This is a genomic window from Polaromonas sp., from assembly GCF_012927455.1.
GTDB lineage: Bacteria > Pseudomonadota > Gammaproteobacteria > Burkholderiales > Burkholderiaceae_C > Polaromonas.
In genome coordinates this window covers 1-18,033 of sequence record NZ_JABBPE010000014.1, presented here as the reverse complement: position 1 = coordinate 18,033, position 18,033 = coordinate 1, and the positions used below count along the sequence as shown (strand labels likewise).

At 59.7% G+C, this 18,033-nt stretch carries 15 protein-coding genes, 2 tRNA genes and 1 pseudogene; 10 read left to right on the top strand and 8 right to left on the bottom strand.

All coding sequences use genetic code 11. From position 1 onward, the window contains the following. Positions 1 to 80: 80 nt before the first annotated feature. The 4 genes from HHJ18_RS12140 to hrcA all read right to left on the bottom strand — a co-directional run bounded on the left by HHJ18_RS12140 (position 81) and on the right by hrcA (position 3,368). The gene (locus tag HHJ18_RS12140; protein ID WP_296915623.1) at positions 81 to 527 is read right to left on the bottom strand and encodes a hypothetical protein; all 447 of its coding nucleotides are present in this window, start codon (positions 525 to 527) and stop codon (positions 81 to 83) included. Continuing rightward, positions 524 to 1,927, bottom strand: coding sequence for a site-specific integrase (locus HHJ18_RS12135; protein WP_296915621.1), 1,404 nt, complete (start codon positions 1,925 to 1,927; stop codon positions 524 to 526). Before HHJ18_RS12135 ends, HHJ18_RS12140 begins: the two co-directional genes overlap by 4 nt. Before the next feature lie 322 nt (positions 1,928 to 2,249). Continuing rightward, positions 2,250 to 2,326, bottom strand: a tRNA-Ile gene (locus HHJ18_RS12130). Between the two features lie 25 nt (positions 2,327 to 2,351). Next, positions 2,352 to 3,368: a heat-inducible transcriptional repressor HrcA gene (gene hrcA, locus HHJ18_RS12125; RefSeq protein WP_296915619.1), complete on the bottom strand. Its 1,017-nt coding sequence runs from the start codon at positions 3,366 to 3,368 to the stop codon at positions 2,352 to 2,354. A 48-nt stretch (positions 3,369 to 3,416) separates the two neighbouring features. Between hrcA and HHJ18_RS12120 the strand changes: the two genes are divergently transcribed. Genes HHJ18_RS12120 through rapZ form a run of 3 tightly spaced genes read left to right on the top strand, consistent with a single transcriptional unit; the run spans position 3,417 to position 6,823 of the window. Continuing rightward, positions 3,417 to 4,292 (top strand): NAD kinase, encoded by an 876-nt coding sequence (locus HHJ18_RS12120; RefSeq protein WP_296915617.1) that lies wholly within the window; start codon positions 3,417 to 3,419, stop codon positions 4,290 to 4,292. 18 nt (positions 4,293 to 4,310) lie between these two features. Continuing rightward, positions 4,311 to 5,957 carry a DNA repair protein RecN gene (recN, locus tag HHJ18_RS12115; RefSeq protein ID WP_296915616.1) on the top strand — a complete coding sequence of 549 codons (1,647 nt, stop codon included), beginning with the start codon at positions 4,311 to 4,313 and terminating at the stop codon, positions 5,955 to 5,957. Beyond that, on the top strand, positions 5,957 to 6,823 hold the full coding sequence (gene rapZ, locus HHJ18_RS12110; RefSeq protein ID WP_296915615.1) for an RNase adapter RapZ: 867 nt from the start codon (positions 5,957 to 5,959) through the stop codon (positions 6,821 to 6,823). The genes recN and rapZ overlap by 1 nt, the downstream gene beginning before the upstream one ends. 42 nt (positions 6,824 to 6,865) lie before the next feature. On the opposite strand, the gene mutY is transcribed toward rapZ, so the two are convergent. The 3 genes from mutY to mutM all read right to left on the bottom strand — a co-directional run bounded on the left by mutY (position 6,866) and on the right by mutM (position 10,879). Continuing rightward, positions 6,866 to 7,942, bottom strand: a complete 1,077-nt coding sequence (gene mutY, locus HHJ18_RS12105; RefSeq protein ID WP_296915656.1) for an A/G-specific adenine glycosylase — start codon at positions 7,940 to 7,942, stop codon at positions 6,866 to 6,868. Between the two features lie 50 nt (positions 7,943 to 7,992). After that, entirely contained in the window at positions 7,993 to 9,972 is a 1,980-nt protein-coding gene (locus HHJ18_RS12100) for a dynamin family protein (RefSeq protein ID WP_296915613.1), read from the bottom strand. A 91-nt stretch (positions 9,973 to 10,063) separates the two neighbouring features. After that, complete coding sequence (gene mutM, locus HHJ18_RS12095; RefSeq protein WP_296915611.1) at positions 10,064 to 10,879, bottom strand: bifunctional DNA-formamidopyrimidine glycosylase/DNA-(apurinic or apyrimidinic site) lyase; 816 nt, start codon at positions 10,877 to 10,879, stop codon at positions 10,064 to 10,066. Positions 10,880 to 11,009: 130 nt separating this feature from the next. Here mutM and HHJ18_RS12090 point away from each other — a divergent pair, with 130 nt between their 5' ends. The 7 genes from HHJ18_RS12090 to pth all read left to right on the top strand — a co-directional run bounded on the left by HHJ18_RS12090 (position 11,010) and on the right by pth (position 17,321). Next, positions 11,010 to 12,803, top strand: coding sequence for a tetratricopeptide repeat protein (locus tag HHJ18_RS12090; protein WP_296915609.1), 1,794 nt, complete (start codon positions 11,010 to 11,012; stop codon positions 12,801 to 12,803). Continuing rightward, complete coding sequence (locus tag HHJ18_RS12085; protein WP_296915608.1) at positions 12,790 to 13,341, top strand: lipoprotein insertase outer membrane protein LolB; 552 nt, start codon at positions 12,790 to 12,792, stop codon at positions 13,339 to 13,341. Before HHJ18_RS12090 ends, HHJ18_RS12085 begins: the two co-directional genes overlap by 14 nt. Before the next feature lie 50 nt (positions 13,342 to 13,391). Beyond that, positions 13,392 to 14,282: a 4-(cytidine 5'-diphospho)-2-C-methyl-D-erythritol kinase gene (gene ispE / locus HHJ18_RS12080; RefSeq protein WP_296915606.1), complete on the top strand. Its 891-nt coding sequence runs from the start codon at positions 13,392 to 13,394 to the stop codon at positions 14,280 to 14,282. A gap of 132 nt (positions 14,283 to 14,414) precedes the next feature. Next, positions 14,415 to 14,491, top strand: a tRNA-Gln gene (locus HHJ18_RS12075). Between the two features lie 213 nt (positions 14,492 to 14,704). Continuing rightward, positions 14,705 to 15,679, top strand: coding sequence for a ribose-phosphate pyrophosphokinase (locus tag HHJ18_RS12070; protein WP_296915604.1), 975 nt, complete (start codon positions 14,705 to 14,707; stop codon positions 15,677 to 15,679). Positions 15,680 to 15,781: 102 nt separating this feature from the next. Beyond that, on the top strand, positions 15,782 to 16,492 hold the full coding sequence (locus HHJ18_RS12065; RefSeq protein ID WP_296915602.1) for a 50S ribosomal protein L25/general stress protein Ctc: 711 nt from the start codon (positions 15,782 to 15,784) through the stop codon (positions 16,490 to 16,492). Between the two features lie 172 nt (positions 16,493 to 16,664). Further along, positions 16,665 to 17,321: an aminoacyl-tRNA hydrolase gene (pth, locus tag HHJ18_RS12060; protein WP_296915601.1), complete on the top strand. Its 657-nt coding sequence runs from the start codon at positions 16,665 to 16,667 to the stop codon at positions 17,319 to 17,321. 456 nt (positions 17,322 to 17,777) lie between these two features. On the opposite strand, the pseudogene HHJ18_RS12055 reads toward pth, so the two are convergent. Continuing rightward, positions 17,778 to 18,033: pseudogene (locus HHJ18_RS12055) on the bottom strand (transposase); the annotation flags it as partial.

Genomic DNA, 18,033 nt, shown 5'->3' with positions numbered 1-18,033 from the left:
TCTGCATAGAAAAACGGCCTGCCAGCACTCTCGCATTGAGTGCCGGCAGGCCGTAATGGTTTTTAAATCTCGGCGAGTCTTTACGGTGGAGGGCCCTGCTCCACCTTGCCGGGTGAACCCACACGCTCAAGCGCTTCCATTCCCTCGATGTCAGGTGCGCTGAGGCAGTACTGGGCTTGTTGAAGGAGCTGTCTCAGCCACGCCAGGTCGTTGTAGTGATGCCTCTCGCGATGCCCATAGGCCCGCCCCTGAAGCCGCTCGAGCACCGCCCCGGCTTGCCTAAGTCGATTCGCAGCTTCATCACTCCAATCGTCTTGTCGCAATTGGTCTGCAATCTCCAAGGGGCTGACAGCCTCTACCCACTTGGCCCAGCGGCTCAGGTCACTGTTCGCGGTGCGCAGGCCGGTATCAGCGCCATCTTCCGTCAGCAACTGCCAACGGGATTCGCCAGCAGCATCCGTAAGTGCCCATCGCCATGACTGCGGCGGCACTGTGCCCATCCGGGCACGCAACATCAGATGCCTCATGCTCGCCTCCGCGCACGTGCTTCCGCAAAGGCCTGCGAGCTGTAAACGACACATGTCCCGACCGCTGCATTGCTTGCGCTTTCAGGGACAACGCGATGACGCTTGACCGGCATGGGGGCAGCTGATATTTCCTGATGGAGTCCCTGGGCGATGGTAGCGCCGGGCAAATTCCGCATCCGTTTGGACACGTCTCTGGATTTAGGGTTAACGTAAATACGAAGAATCTCCAGCGACTTGATTCCGGTGACCTGCTGAAGAGTAAAAATATCCCCGTTAAACAGGTCGGCAAACATCGTCGCAGCCGTATGCCGTAAATCGTGAATATGCAGGTCCACAATAGCCGCCACTTCGCAAACGCGCGACCACGCACACGACAACGCACTTTCGGTCATTGGGAAAATTCGTTCATGCGGCGCTCCTTGCGGCAACTCTCCCAGGAGTTGTAGGGCAAATGGGGTGAGAGGCACTTCGCGACTGCCTTTCTTGGCGTCGAACAGTTTGAGCACATCTCCATCTTCCTGATTTCGGTCGATGTCACACCAGCAGGCCGTCCAGAGCATTTCACCGCGACGCATGGCGGTTTCCATGGCAAAAAGCAAGAAAATTTGAAATGGCTTGTTCCGGCAGTTTGCCAAGGCAACCCCCAAACGCTTGGCTTCCTCTTTACTGAGCACCCGGTCGCGCTTATCTCCTGTGGGCCATTTCACGGCAAGCGCTGGGTTTGCGGCGAGCGGCCAGTTCCAGTTTTTCATCGCATGCTCGAAAAATCCGCTCAGGATGGCGATTTCCTGCCTGCGCGTGGCGCCGGCGTAGGCGGACTCAAGCATCGCCGTCATCACCTTAGTCAGGTTAAACCCTCGAATGTCCGACACGGGCATCCGGGCAAGGTCCTCGCGAACGGCCTGCGGCGCGGCGTCCCGCGCGGCGTTGTCGCTAGACCGCTGGGCAAACGCCGCTTGCTGCGGTGCCTGGAACACCGGCGTTGACGAAACCTCCTCCAGCTTATAGAGCGTCTGCTCTATCTTCTGTTTGCTGGCCTGGGGCGTCCCCGCGTCATCGGTTCCGAACGTGCGTCCGCCCCGCACCAGCGTTGCGCGCAGAACAGGCAACCCGGCGGCGCGCAGGTACTTGTTGACCCGGCAGAGCGCCTGCACACAGCCCTTTTGCGTGACCAGCACGTCATAGGCATAGTCCCGCAGGGCGACGCCGAGCATGGTTTTTTGGGGCCCCATTCCTTTCATCGTCCCTCGGGAGGCGTTTTTGTACAAACCTTCTTGAATGTTTGCCCACTCTTTGGCGTCTGTCCTGTGGTCAAAGCCACATTTGTAGGCTTCGTGGCCGGCCAGGCGAATCCGGGCGAAGTGTTTTCCTGTTTTTTTGTTTTTTCCGAACGTGGCCATTTCAGAAGCCCTCCGTGGAAAGGCGCTGCTGCGCCGTGAGATACAACTCAAAGGTGGGCGCTGGGGCCCGAAAATTAATGTCCTGCATGTCTGTCTTTCTTACGTAACGCCAGAAACTGGCTTAACGTAAAGGCACCGGACTTTTTTTAGAGACTCGCCGCGCTTTAGGTTGCTGGAACCTGGTCGCGAAAAGCAGCATTCAAATGCACTGACGCGCATTGAAATGCAGGACGCTGGCAGAGATTTGGCATAAACCGCCGCCGAACGTCCCCAAAAAAAAGGACCTGCTCACGCAAGTCCTTGATTAAGTTCAACAATATCCTGGTGGGGCGTCACAGACTTGAACTGTGGACCAAAGGATTATGAGTCCTCTGCTCTAACCAACTGAGCTAACGCCCCCTGTTGACTGTTGGATTGTAAGGGGCTACTTGCTTTGGCTGAGAGCCGAGCTGACCAGCTTGGAAGTAATGTCGACAATCTGAATCATTTTTTCGTAAGGCATGCGCATCGGGCCTATCACCCCCAGCGTGCCGACGACCTGCCCATCGACCTCGTATGGCGCTGTCACGACCGAGAGTTCCTGGTAGGGAATCACCTGGCTTTCGCCGCCTATGTAAATGCGCACGCCCTCGGCGCGGCTGGAGACATCGAGCAAACGCACCAACTGCGCCTTTTGCTCGAACAGATCGAAGAGCTTGCGCAGGTTGCCCATATCGCTTGAAAAATCACTGACGGCAAGCAGGTTGCGTTCACCCGACACCACGACTTCATCACGCGACTCGATCGCCTCGGTGCTGACCTTCACCGCAGCCTGCATCAGGGCGGCAATCTCACCCCTGAGCGCGTCCACCTCATTCTTCAGGCGTTCGCGCACTTCTTCAATCGCCATGCCGGCGTAATGCGAGTTGAGAAAATTGGATGCTTCGAACAGCTGCGACTGGGTGTAGTCGGCTTCGGTAAAGATGACACGGTTTTGCACATCACCGTCGGGCGAGACGATGATCACCAGAAAACGTTTTTCCGACAAGCGCAAAAACTCGATATGCCGAAACACCGAGGTCCGGCGCGGCGCCATGACCACGCCTACGAACTGTGACAGGCTGGAGAGCATATGGGCGGCGTTGCTGAACACCTTTTGCGGCTGATCGGGCGCCAGCCTGGGCGCCGTGATGTGACTAGCCGACAACTGGTCGTGCTGTGTCGTCAGCATGGTGTCCACGAAAAGGCGGTAACCCCGCGCTGTAGGAATGCGGCCGGCAGAGGTATGCGGGCTGACGATCAGCCCAAGGTCCTCCAGATCGCTCATGACATTGCGTATGGTGGCCGGCGACAATTCCAGGCCGGATGCCTTGGACAGCGTGCGCGAGCCCACCGGCTGACCATCAGCAATGTAGCGCTCAACCAGCGCTTTCAACAACAAACGGGCACGGGCATCAAGCATGGGGCCATTCTACGAAGCTTGTCACGGATGTTGTGATGTAATTTGCCAATGAAATCGCAATTTCGCCATGTCGCACTGATCGGCAAGTATCACGCCCAAGGCTCCCGTTCGGCGCTGGAAGAGATCGCGCACTTTCTGGGCAAGCAAGGCTGCGAGGTCGCCATCGAGAAAGACACGGCCAGCAATACCGGCCTGAGTCAATTTCCCACGCTCGATGCGGCCGGGATAGGCGCTCATTGCGATCTTGCCCTGGTCGTCGGCGGCGACGGAACCATGCTGGGGATTGGCCGGCTTCTGGCGCAATTTGGCGTGCCGCTGGTAGGAATTAACCAGGGGCGGCTCGGCTTCATCACCGACATCGCGTTTGAAGATTATCAGGACACCCTCAAACCCATGCTGCGTGGAGAATATGAGGAAGAGCGGCGCTGGATGATGCAAGCCAAAGTCATGCGCGACGGCCTCTGCGTCTTCAGCGCCACCGCCATGAACGATGTGGTGGTCAATCGCGGCGCGACAGCGGGAATGGTAGAGCTGCGCGTGGAAGTCGATGGTCATTTTGTCGCCAATCAGCGCGCTGACGGCCTGATCATCGCCTCGCCGACCGGCTCCACCGCCTACGCCCTTTCCGCCGGCGGACCGCTGCTGCACCCATCCATAGGCGGCTGGGTGCTCGTCCCCATCGCCCCCCATACTTTGTCCAACCGGCCCATCGTTCTTTCTGACGCGGGAGAGATCACTATTGAAATGGTTGCAGGCCGGGATGCCAGCGCCAACTTTGACATGCAGTCGCTTGCCAGCTTGCTGCACGGAGACCGCATCACCGTCAGACGCTCTGAGCATCAAATGCGCTTTCTGCATCCCAAAGGCTGGAGCTATTTTGATACCTTGCGCAAAAAACTTCACTGGAACGAAGGTGTGGCCTAAGTGGTCACCAGCTGATTTATGAGCCTGAAAAGCATCTCGCTTCGCGATTTCGTCATCGTCCAGGCAATGGACCTGGATTTGTCAGCTGGATTTACAGTACTCACCGGTGAAACGGGTGCCGGCAAATCCATCTTGATAGATGCTTTGCAACTTGCCCTGGGCGCACGTGCCGATGCCGGCGTAGTCCGCGAGGGCGCCCCGCGCTGCGAGATCAGTGCGGAATTCGACAGCCCCGACGGCTTGGTGCCATGGCTGGAGCAGGCCGGCTTCGACGGGGGCGACAGCTTGCTGCTGCGCCGCACGATTGATTTGCAAGGCAAAAGCCGGGCCTGGATCAATGGCAGCGCGGCAACCGCCACCCAGCTCCGGGACATTGCCAACCAGCTGGTCGACATCCATGGCCAGCATGCCTGGCAAAGCCTGACGCGACCTGATGCGGTTCGGGGCTTGCTGGACTCTTATGCAGAGATATCCACCGAGGAGTTGTCGCTGCGCTGGCAACAGTGGCGCCTGCGCCAGAAAGGATTGACGCAAGCGCGCGACGCGCAAGACAGCCTGCAGCGTGAACGGGAACGGCTGGCCTGGCAAATCGGCGAGTTGGGCAAGCTGGCGCCGGGCGCTGATGAATGGAACGAACTCAATGCCCAGCACGGGCGCCTGTCGAATGCGCAAGCCTTGCGCGATGCGGTTCAAAGCGCCGTCGATGCCCTGCAGGAGTCCGATGACAATGCCGCGACCCTGCTCGGCCGCGCCATCTCCTCGCTACAAAATCAGGAGCACATAGAACCCGAATTTAAAGGGCTTGTTGAGGTTTTAAGCGCTGCGCTGGCGCAGCTGGAAGACGCTGTCCATTCACTGCACGGCTATGCCAGGCACGCCGAGCTGGAGCCGCAGCGGCTGGCAGAGCTGGATGAACGTCTGGCTCTCTGGGTCAGCCTGGCACGGCGCTACAAAAGGCCGCCTGCGGAACTGCCGCAATTGCTGGCGTCCTGGCAGGCCGAGCTGCAAAAGCTCGATGAGGCGGCCGATTTGGTTCAGCTTGAGAAAAGCGAAAGCCTTGCCGCTGCGACCTATTTGGACGAGGCCCGCAAGGTCTCCAGATTGCGCAGCAAGGCCGCGCGGCGGCTCGCCAAAGCCATTACTCAGTCCATGCAAGGCCTGGGCATGCAGGGCGGCAGGTTTGAAGTGGCGCTCAACACGCTGGAGCAGCCGTCCCAGCATGGGCTTGAGCAGGTGGAATTTTTGGTGGCAGGTCATGCCGGCAGTACGCCAAGACCCGTTGGCAAGGTCGCGTCAGGGGGCGAGCTGTCGCGCATTGCGCTGGCCATTGCGGTCACCACCAGCCAGCTGGGACAAGCGCAGACGCTGATCTTTGACGAGGTGGATTCGGGGATCGGCGGCGCCGTCGCTGAAACCGTCGGCCGCCTGATGCAGCAGCTGGGCAGGGACCGGCAGGTGATGGCCGTCACCCATTTGCCGCAGGTCGCCGCCTGCGCCGACCAGCATCTGCTGGTGGCCAAGCGCACGGAACAAGGCGCTACCTTCAGCACCGTCGATCACGTCAGCGGCGAGCAGCGCATCGGCGAAATTGCACGCATGCTGGGTGGCGAACGGCTTTCTGGCACCACACTGGCGCATGCTAAAGAAATGCTGGGGCAACAATAATGGCCGCGCTCGAAGTTGTTTTAATTACCGGCATGTCGGGCTCCGGAAAATCCGTGGCACTGCATGCGCTGGAAGATGCCGGCTACTACTGCGTCGACAACTTGCCGCCCGAGCTCCTGACGCCTTTTGTAGCGCTGGAGCGCCAGCATGGCGCGCCTAAGGTAGCTATTGCCATGGATGTTCGAAGTGCTACCTCACTGCCTTTGGTGCCGCAGCAGCTGCGGCATTTGCAGGAGCAAGGCGTGGCCGTGCAGTCACTGTTTCTTGACGCCAGCACCGAAACGCTGGTGCGGCGCTTTTCAGAGACGCGGAGGCTCCATCCCCTGTCACGCATGGATGCGTCCGACAAGCACCGCGCACTGGTCGATGCCATCGAGCTGGAGCGAGAACTGCTTGGCGAGATGCGCGAGCAGGCCCACGTACTTGACACCAGCTTGCTGCGTTCTTCGCAGCTGCAGGGTTATGTGAAAGCCTTGATTTCCGCGCCGGCAACCCAGCTGACGCTGGTGTTTCAGTCGTTCGCGTTCAAGCGTGGGGTGCCGCTGGATGCCGACTATGTGTTTGATGTGCGCATGCTTCCCAACCCGCACTATGAATCAGGCCTGCGTCAGCTGACGGGGCTTGATCAGGCCGTTGTTGACTACCTGAAGGCGCATGAGGAAGTCGACGAGATGCGCAAGCAGATCGAACAATTCATCAGGTACTGGTTGCAGGCGCTGGTGCGGGACCACCGCAGCTATGTCACGGTAGCGATTGGCTGCACCGGTGGTCAGCACCGCTCGGTCTATCTGGTGGAGGCCCTAGCTGCGGCATTCGGCCAGCAGTGGCGCACCCTGAGGCGGCACCGCGAACTCGATGCGCACTGACGGCGCTTGAGCGTCGGGCCAATCGCCCGCCCATCGAACGCCTCAAGCAGAGCGATCCTGCGCCAGTAGTTTGCGAATGGGTGCAGGCAAGCCCAGGGCCGGCCAGGCAGCCGGACCAAACCAAGCGCCGCCACCAAGCCCTGGCTGCAACGCCTTGGGCATGGCCTGACCGGCCCGAAAGCCTGCAATCCACGGGGAAAGGTGCAAATCTTTGTGCGTCAATACATGGACAAAACGTGGCAGCGGCACAAGCCGTGCGTGCAGGGGTGACGGCAATTTGTCTTTCAGCGCGTCGTCGCTCTCAAACACCGGCAAACAATAAAGCCCACCCCAAATACCGGGTACCGGGCGCTTTTCAAGCCACACCGAGCCGTCTGGCTGCTGCGCCCACAGCAGGCTCAGCGCCTGTGCACTGCGTTTGAGTTTTCGCGTTTTGACCGGCAAGCTGACGGGGTCTCCGGCAGCCAGGCCGCGGCACAGCGTCTGCACCGGGCAGAGCAGGCATTTCGGCTGCCTAAGCGTGCAAATTGTGGAGCCCAGGTCCATCAGTCCCTGTGTGTAACGCGGCATGGTGTCCGGCAAATCCTGATCGGGCAGCAGCGCTGTCGCCTGGTCCCAGAGCGCGCGTTCGTTGGCGCTTTGCGCCAGGTCGGCGCCATAGCCAAGCACCCGCGCCAGCACGCGCTTCACATTGCCGTCGAGTATCGCGACACGTTCCCCAAAGCAAAATGACGCAATGGCTGCCGCCGTAGAGCGGCCAATGCCGGGCAAGCTCTGCAACTGCTCGGCCGATCCCGGAAACTGACCAGCGTGCAGCGCCATCACGACCTGCGCACAATGATGCAGGTTGCGCGCACGGCTGTAGTAACCCAGCCCACTCCACAAGGCCAGCACCTCATCCTGACTGGCAGCAGCCAGCGCGCTCACTGTGGGAAAGCGCTGCACAAAGCGCGCGAAATAGTCCAGCACGGTGCTGACCTGGGTCTGCTGGAGCATGATTTCGGACAACCAGACGAGGTAGGGATCTCGCGTGTTTTGCCAAGGCAGGCTGTTGCGCCCGTGGCTCTTTTGCCAGCACACTATCTCTCCGGAAAAAGCCGACAAAACGGTGGGCCGCAGCGCCGGCTTCTTGTCTTGGGTGCGCCGGACAGTCAGGACAGCCGCCAAGGTCACGCAGCCTGGGGTATAGCCGCAGGAACTGCGTCAGCCATCGGAACGTGCGTGCCTGACTGCAGCGACGGCCCCACCACCAAATGCGAAGTCAATTCCTTCAACTTGGCGTCCAGTTCATTCAACACATTCTCTTGATCGTCAATTTCCGCAATTCGCTCATCCAGGCCGGTGGCTGCTTGCTGGATGCGCTCTATTGCCTCAAGCCGACGCCGGAAGTTTCGACGCCTCTCACGCAATTGCGCATCGAGTTGTGAAGCCGCCGACTTGTTCCATAGTTCGATCTCGCCCATTGCAGACTCGTACACCATGCGCAGCCGGGTGGACAGCGCGCGCACCAGCCGCTCCGAAAACTCCGCCTGGGAGAGTTTCAACACATTGCTGACCCCCAGGTACTGCAGATGGCTGCGCTGTATCAGTTCCAGGTCATGCGCAAACCTGGTCAAAGCGGGCTCTTTGGGCGCCTGAAGCGAAAAACTGAATTCGGTATTGAGCTGCCTGAACGACGCGTTCAACATCGACTGGATATCGTCGCTGAGCAGCTGGGCTTTCTTCAGGCCTTCACGCAGCCGCGCAAAGGTTTCGCCATAAGCTCTCTTAATGCCCAGCTTGATCCCCGGCTGTTTCAGCGCATGCGTCAGTTCCGCCAACTCGGCCTTGAGCGTTGGCGTGCTGAGCAGATGAAACACTTCCCTGAGAAGTTTGAGGTGCACCGAGCGCACCGCATGGATTGTGGCGCCGCTGGCATCGAATTCGGCCTGCTCCTGCACAATGCGGTCGCGCATATGCTTGATGACCGATACGTTCTTGCCGCGCAAGCCGCGCAGCTCAAGCATCTGCTCGGCCAGATCGCGCCGGCGAATGTGCACGGCCCGGTCGGACTCGACTCTCAGCTCACCAATGCCGGCGGCTACCGCTGCTCGAAGGATTTTCTGGCGCTGCCCCATCACGCCCTGCCCCAGCACCAGCTCCAAGGCCGGCAACTGGCTGGCCTGCAAAAGCGCGTTGTCTCCCGTCACTTTGGCGACCAGTCCTTTTTGCGCAGAAACCGGGATCACCTGCGAGCGCGGCAAGCCCAGAATCGCTGCCGAGGTGGTGACCTGCCTATCAATTTGCGCCTGCACCTGCTCGGGGGTGCTCAAGGCATCCCACAGGGTGTCGATTTTGTTCAGCACGACAAGCCGCGTATCGGTGCCCTCGCCCTCAGTGATCAGGTGCTCGCGCCAGATTGCCAAGTCGGACTTTGTAACGCCGGTATCGGCGGCCAGGAGAAACACCACGGCGTGCGCCTGCGGAATCAGGCTTACTGTCAGCTCAGGTTCAGCGCCTATGGCGTTCAGCCCCGGTGTATCCAGAATGACCAGCCCCTGTTTAAGCAAGGGATGCGCAATGTTGATCAACGCATGACGCCATTTCGGCACCTCGATCATGCCGTCAGCCCTGACTGGCGGGTTGTCTTCGGGACAGTCGTCATGCCAGAAGCCGAGCGCGCGGGCCTGCTCCTGGGTGACATAGCGGACTTCCGACACTTTTTCCAGTGCCTGGGCCAGCTGCCCCGCATCATTGACGTCCAGATCGACGCGCGTCCACTGCTCGGGCACCGCGCGCCATTCCATCAAGGGCTGCGTCTGCAAGCGTGTTTCGATCGGCAAAAGGCGCAAGCAGGGTGGCACGTCTGCGTCATAACCCAGCTCGGTCGGGCACATGGTCGTGCGGCCGGCACTCGCCGGCATGATGCGGCGTCCATAGCCGGCAAAAAAGATCGCATTGATCAACTCGGATTTGCCACGGGAAAACTCCGCCACAAACGCCACCATGACCTTGTCGGAGCGCACCTGCAACTCCAGTCGGCGCAGCCGCTCTTCCACCGCCGCATTGAGCAGATCATGGTCTTTCATCCATTCGCCAAGCAGTTTCAGGCGCAGTGCAAATTCGCGCCGCCAGACGCCGTGCCGGTCAAATTGTTCGTTAAAAGACATCGGTCTTCCGTAAAAGTGGACTGAGCCAATATAGCATCGCCGCCCTCAAAGAGCCATCCGCGAGGGGCAACGTGTGGGTGCGGGGCCGACTTCAGGGTTTCTGGCAGCTGACGCAGTAAAAGCTCGAACGCTGGCCCTGCCGGATGCTTTTGACGGGCGTCGCACAGACCCGGCACGGCAAGCCGGCCCGGTCATAGACCATGGCTTCCAGCTGGAAATGGCCGGCCTCGCCGTTGGCATTGGAAAAGTCCCGCAAGGTGCTGCCCCCTTGTGCGACCGCTTGCGTCAATACCTGCCGGATAGCGCGGTGAAGCAGGGCTGCCCGGGCTTTGCTGATGCGGGACGCCCTGGTGGTGGGACGGATGCCAGCCAGAAACAGCGCCTCGGATGCATAAATATTACCCACGCCTACCACCGCCTCGCCGCCCAGCAGCACTTGCTTGATGGCAGTCTGCCTGAGCCTGAGCGCCTGGTGAAATACCGCTGCGTCGAACGCCTCACTGAGCGGCTCGACACCCAACCGGCCGAGCAGTTTGCGCGCCACCGGGTCGCTTTCGCCGCTGGCGTACACCACCGCGCCAAAGCGGCGCGGGTCGTTCAGGCGCAAAGTGCCCAGGCTGGTCAGCATCTCAAAGTGGTCATGCTTGCCCGCCGCCGGAAAATCTGCGCCAAAGCTCACGCTGCCCGACATACCAAGGTGAATCAGCAGCAAGCCCTCACTCAGGTCGACCAGCAGATACTTGCCGCGGCGCCGCACCGCCAACACGCGCTGGCCAACCAATTGCTGCGGCTCGCAGCCGAGCGGCCAGCGCAAGGGTTTGCCGACGGCTGCGGCCTCAATGCGGGCTCCGGCGATGCGCTCGGCAAAGCTCAGACGCGTCACTTCAACTTCAGGCAGTTCAGGCATGGGTTAGCAATAGTTCAAAGGTCGGGGCGGCAAAATATCAACATAGGACCGCAGCGCGGCCAACATCCCAAAGTCAAGGTGCATGACAGGAAGAACAGCACGGCTTGAAAGCTTCAATTATCATGGTCTGATGAAGAAAAAACTTGGTCTTGCTTTCGGTTGCCTGTGGCTTGCGGCTCCGCTGCTTCTGGCACAGACGCCGGCGCCCGCACCCGCCGCGCCACCCGCACCTCCCGGGCTTGCCGAGGACAAGGCAGCGCAGGCAGCGGCGCCTTCCTCGCTGCTCGACAGCGCGCTGTTTTACCAGTTGCTGGTGGGCGAGCTTACGCTGCAGGACGGCGAACCCGCCGAGGGCTTCGCGCTGATGCTGGACGCGGCCCGCAAAACGCGCGACGCGCAGCTTTACCAGCGGGCCAGCGATATCGCCCTGCAGTCGCGCTCTGGCAACTCGGCCTTGCAGGCCGCTCAGGCGTGGGCAAAAGATCAACCCACCTCGCGCGAGGCCAATCGCTACGTGCTGCAGATCCTGATTGCGCTGAACCGCATTGCGGAAACGGCAGCCCCGCTGCAAACCGAAATCAAGCTGGCGCCGGAGACCGAACGTATTGCGGTACTGACTTCGCTGCCTCGCATCTACGCCAGAGTTGAAGACAAAAAACTCGCCAGCAGCGTGGTCGAAGAAGCGCTGGGCGCCTACCTCACCAATCCGGCTAGCGCCAGCGCCGCCTGGACAACTGTGGGACGCATGCGCCTGGCCGCAGCCGACAACGCCGGCGCCCTGGAGGCGGCGAAGCGCGGTCTGGCGGCCCCCAAACTTGCTGACAGCCACAGCGAAGGCCCGCTGATGGTCGCACTGGAGCTGATGGACCCGAAACTGCCCGAGGCCGAATCCCTGGTTCGCAAATACCTTGAAAACAACCCCAAAGCCGTGCCGGAAATTCGCATGGGCTATGCCCGTGCCCTGCTCGACGCCCAGCGCTACGCGGAAGCCGGCGCCCAGTTGCAAATGGTGACGCGGGAGAAGCCCGATTACCCCGAAGCCTGGCTGGTTTTAGGCTCCTTGCAGCTGCAGGAAAGCCAGCTTGCAGCGGCCCAGACATCGCTGGAGCGCTATGTGGCACTGGCGCAGTCGCAGGCGCCGCAGGAAGAAAGCACCCGCGGTTTAGCCCAAGCCTATCTGTCTTTGTCACAACTGGCTGAAAAGCGCAAGGACTACGCGGCTGCGGAAAACTGGCTGAATAAAATTGAAAATGCCTCGGTCTTGGCCATGGCGCAAACCCGGCGCGCCTCCATTTTGGCCAGTCAGGGCAAGCTTGAACAAGGGCGCCAGCTGATACGCCAGCTGCCCGAAAAAGAGCCGGCTGACGCCCGGATGAAACTCAACGCCGAAGTGTCCCTGCTGCGCGAGTTCAAGCAATACCCGCTGGCGCGTGACCTGCTGGCACAGGCGCTGATCAAGACGCCTGACGAACCCGAACTGCTTTATGACCAGGCCATGGTCGTCGAAAAACTTGGTTCTCTCGAAGAAATGGAGCGGTTGTTGCGCCAGGTGATCAAGCTCAAACCCGACTACCACCACGCCTACAACGCGCTGGGCTACTCGCTGGCCGATCGCAGCGTTCGCCTTCCCGAAGCGAAAGCACTGATTCAGAAAGCTGTGGAATTCGCGCCTGCCGATCCTTTCATCAAAGACAGCCTGGGCTGGGTCGAATTCCGTATGGGCAACAAAGCCGAAGCCGTGCAGATTTTTGAAGCTGCTTACAAGGCCAAGCCGGACGCAGAAATTGCCGCGCATTTTGGCGAGGTGCTGTGGAGCATGGGGCAACGCGAGCGCGCAGTGTCCATCTGGAAGGAAGCCCGGCTGATCAATCCTGACAACGAAACACTGCTTGAGACGCTCAAGCGCCTGCGTGTCAAGCTATAAGCCAGGACGCCGCCCTTTGTACCGCCTGTTCTCCGCAGCCTGCCTGCGTTATGCCGTTTTTCCTGTTTGCCTTATCGCTATTATTTTAATAGCTGGATGCGCCCGTCCTATAAGGGCTACAGGTATAAACGATGCCGAAAATAAGCTTTGGACCGGTCGTCTCAGCCTGCAGGTGCAGAGCGAGCCCGTGCAGTCTTTCTCGGCAAGTTTTGAACTCAAAGGCAAGCCCGAACTTGGCGAATTGACGCTGATCAGCCCGCTCGGAAGCGTGCTTGGCGTGCTGCGCTGGTCGCCTACCGAGGCGGTGCTCGACTCGGGCAACCAGAAGATAGAGCGCTTTGCGTCCGTCGATGAACTGATGCAGCAAGCCACCGGTGCAGCCGTGCCGGTGAGCGCACTGTTCGCGTGGTTGCGTGGAGACATCGCCAACGTCAGCGGCTGGACCGCCGACCTGTCGCGCCACGGCGAAGGCCGCATTTCAGCCAAAAGAACCCAGCCGGCACCGCCGGCCGACCTTCGCGTCGTGCTGGATCAATAGAAAATAGGGTCTGGCAGCGCGCAGTCATGCCGTTTTCGAAGCTTTCAATCATGCGCCCCCTCAAAGCCCTGTACGACGTCCCCGCGCCGGCCAAACTCAACCTTTTTTTGCACATCACGGGGCGCCGGCCCGACGGCTACCATCTGCTGCAGTCGGTGTTCATGCTGATCGACTGGTGCGACACGCTGCACTTCGAGCTTCGCCGCGATGGGCAGATCAGCCGGGCTGACCTGGGCGATCCGGACCAGCCGATCAGCGGCGCCGCTGAAGCGCTGCCGGCCCAAGATCTGTGCGTGCGGGCGGCCAGGGCTTTGCAAGTGGCTTGCGGCACTTCGCTGGGCGTGCACATAGGACTCGAAAAACGCATCCCTGCGCAAGCCGGCATGGGCGGCGGATCATCCGATGCGGCGAGTTGCCTGCTGGCGCTGCAACGCCTGTGGGGGGTGACTTTGCCTGCACAAACGCTGCACAGCGTGGCACTTTCATTGGGCGCGGACGTGCCTTTCTTCCTGTCAGGCGGCCATGCATGGGTCGAAGGAATTGGCGAGAAAATCACTTCGATCCGCCTGCCGCCAGCGCGCTTTGTGGTGATCAAGCCGGCGGCCGGACTGTCCACACAAGAGATTTTCAACGCGACTGGTCTAAAACGCGATACTGACACTGCTACAATCGAAGGCTTTGCTGCATACGCAAAAACCCAGATTTTAGGATTTGGGCGCAACGACTTGCAGCCGGTAGCCCACGCAATGTGCCCGCAGATTGGTCAATCACTCGATTGGCTTTCGGCCCATCATTTGCAGGGGCGTATGACCGGCTCCGGAAGTGCTGTGTTTGCGCAATTGCTGCAGGATGTTGATTGGCCTGAAGGCTTTCAAGCCCCTGAGGGATGGAAAATCCGTACTTGCAGCAACCTGGATTCGCATCCATTGGCCGGTTGGTAACAAAACCGTCCCTTACAATGCGTTTCCAGGCGACGAGTCAGGTAATAAGTTTAGATAAAAAGTTATAGGTCGGTTGTTGGCAAGTTGGGTTGGCTGGTTTCAGCCGGCATGCAGACAACAACTGTCCTGTGTAGGGGTGTCGCCAAGTTGGTTAAGGCACTGGATTTTGATTCCAGCATTCGCAGGTTCGACTCCTTCCACCCCTGCCAAATTTTAAGAACCGCCGAGTGCGGCGTTGTGTGATCCCGGAGCGCGGTGTGCGTATCCCGGGACTTTCAGACCTGCGGCGTGGCGGGTCTGCATGTTTTGCAAACATGGCGACAGGCGCCGCTGCAAGCTCCCTCAGCAGCGTCTGTCAGCGGACATGTTTGCCTCGATAACCATTTGAACCACCTTCAAGTCCGATAGCAGCTGGGCCCCACATGCAAACGCAACACCCCGATTTCATGGTTTTCACCGGCAACGCCAATCCGGCGATGGCCCTTGAGATCGCCCAGTACCTAGGCATTTCCCTGGGTGCTGCCGAGGTGGGCAGGTTTTCTGACGGTGAAGTCACCGTGGAAATCCAGCAGAACGTGCGGGCTCGCGATGTGTTCGTGGTGCAGTCAACCTGCGCGCCGACCAACGACAACCTGATGGAATTGCTGATCATGGTGGACGCGCTCAAGCGTGCGTCTGCCGAGCGCATCTCTGCCGTCATTCCGTATTTTGGCTATGCCCGGCAAGACCGGCGCCCACGTTCAGCGCGGGTGCCAATATCGGCCAAGGTGGTAGCCAACATGCTGCAGGCCGTTGGTGTGTCGCGTGTCCTGACGATGGACCTGCATGCCGACCAGATCCAGGGGTTTTTTGACATTCCGGTGGACAATATTTATGCCTCACCGGTCTTGCTCGGTGATTTGCGGCAGAAAAATTACACCGACCTGATGGTGGTCTCGCCCGACGTGGGCGGCGTGGTACGCGCCCGTGCGCTTGCCAAGCAGCTCGGTTGCGACATGGCCATCATCGACAAGCGTCGCCCCAAGGCCAATGTGTCTGAAGTGATGCACGTGATTGGCGACATCGACGGCCGCAACTGCGTCATCATGGACGACATGATCGACACCGCCGGCACGCTGCTAAAGGCCGCCGAAGTGCTCAAGGAGCGCGGCGCCAAAAAAGTTTATGCCTACTGCACGCACCCTATTTTTTCAGGCCCGGCGATCGACCGCATTGCCCAGGGTGCAGCGCTTGACGAAGTGGTGATCACCAACACCATTCCGCTGAGCGTGAACGCGCAGGCCTGCAAAAAGATTCGCCAGCTCTCCGTGGCGCCATTGATCGCTGAAACAATTCAGCGCATCGCCAAGGGAGAGTCGGTCATGAGTTTGTTTTCGGATCAGGACAACCTGTTTTGATGTGAAGCAAAAAGTGGCTGCGCAGTTTGCAAAATTTGCCGACTGAGCAGCTTTTTTATGTCGGGGTGAGCTGGTCGCGGCACACCCCTTTTGGAGAAAATTATGAAATTCGTCGCTTTTGAGCGCGCCAAGCAGGGTACGGGTGCGAGCCGCCGTCTCCGCATCACGGGCCGCACGCCCGGTATCGTTTACGGTGGCACCGGTGAACCTTCGCTGATCGAACTCGATCACAACGCGTTGTGGCACGCCATCAAGAAAGAAGCTTTCCACTCATCCATCCTCGAGATGGACCTGGGCGGCAAGGCGCACAAAGTTTTGCTGCGCGATCTGCAAATGCATCCTTTCAAGCAGCAGATCCTGCACATCGACTTCCAGCGCGTTGAAGCCAAGACCCGCATGACCGTGAAAGTGCCTCTGCACTACAGCGGTGAAGAAGAGTCGCCAGCCGTCAAGACCGAGAACTGCCTGGCCAACCATGTGCTGACCGAGCTGACGGTTTCCTGCTTCCCGGCAGACATTCCTGAATTCATCGCCGTGGATTTGAGCGGCTTGAAAAAGGGCGTCTCGCTGCACCTGAAAGACATCACGCTGCCAAAAGGCGTGAAGTTTGTCGCCAAAGGCCAGGAAAACCCGGTGCTGGTGGCCGTCGCCGCCTTGCTGGTCGAAGCCGAAGTCACGCCTGAAGGCGCTGCCGCTGCCGCTGCTGCCGCAGCTGCGCCTGCTGCAGACGCGAAAGACGCCAAAGCCGGTGCCAAGCCAGCGGCTAAGACGGCTGCTGCCAAGCCGGCCGCCAAACCAGCTGCCAAGAAGTAATTCACTTCACGCAACAGCGTTAGTAGCGGCCTGAAGAGGCTGGCAAAGCGCAACGGCCCCTATCCTCTTGCAGGCTAGGGGCCGTTTTTCTGGATACTCGGCCCGGCCGTCGATAATCGCGCAGGCAGGGCCAATCGCAGCGGTTCGCTCCCGACCCTTTTCACTACACAACATGATCAAACTATTTGTTGGCCTGGGTAATCCCGGCACCGAATACGAAGCCACGCGCCACAATGCCGGCTTCTGGTGGACCGAAGCGCTGGCGCGCGAGCTCAAGGTGGCGCTGACGCTGGACAAAAGCTTTTACGGCCGGGTGGGACGCGGCACAGTTAACGGTAGCAACGTCTGGCTGCTCGAACCCATGACCTTCATGAATCTGTCGGGCAAGGCGGTGGCGGCACTGGCGCGCTTCTTCAAGATCGCACCTGAAGAAATTCTGGTCGCCCACGACGAAATCGACATCATGCCCGGACAGGCCAAGCTCAAGTTCGGCGGCAGCCACGCCGGCCACAATGGCTTGCGCGACATTCATGCCCAGCTCGGCACCGGCGACTACTGGCGGCTGCGCCTGGGCGTCGGGCATCCGGGCGTGAAGGCCGAGGTCATCAACTGGGTACTGAAAAAACCATCGCAGGAACACCGCGGGGCGATTGAAGACAGCATTGCCCGTGCGCTTAAAGCCGTGCCGGAGCTGCTGGCGGGCGAGATGGAGAAAGCCACGATGCTGATCCACACCAGCGTCGCGCCGCGACCGAAACCGCCGCGCAAGCCCCAGATCGACGAAAGCGACAAGACCGGCCAGACCGATAAAACTGAAAAAAAAGAGTAGCGCTATCATTTAAATAGCTTCTTGTGCCCGTAATCATTGGGCTACAGGCCTAAAAGACTACTTATTAGCGCGTCACCGCGCGGCACCTCGCTGCGTGTCGGCATGAGCAAGTAACCACGTTGCTGGGACTGAGGTCGATAGCACTCGATACGCGAAACACGAACTCAACTCCGTGAGACTGACAGCCTTTGCGGCATGTGATTGGAAGTATCGCGCGGCACCCGCATGGACAGTTCTGTCGCGATTGAGAAACTGCCCCCAGAGAGGCATACGTTGATAGGGATGGTCGACGGGCTTCAGACTAGTGGTTGACGACAATTACCCTGGCCGGCGTGTTGCCTCACGAAGAAATGTTACTCGATAGCTGTTTGACGTTTTCTTTTGATTTCTCCCTTTTCCATAGGCGAAGGATCGCCAAGGGAGTCAGTTCCCGTCGGCAGTCAAGACGTTTCATCATCAGATTTCGGCGGGCATGGCGGCTGATTTGCGCAGGCTGCCCAAGACCATTTCTTTGGCACGTTCAGTTCGCCATGTCTTGACTCGGCGTTGTAACGTCCGCAGCTGAGCTTTGCTGGCATACAGGTCTGGAATCATCGCGGCTAACCGATCCATCAAGTCGTTCGCCGAAACAGCGGGCTCAGCAATCAGCCAGCCTTCAATGGTCGACCAGGCGTCGGCAAACGGATCAACCCGTGTCTTCCACCAATGCTTG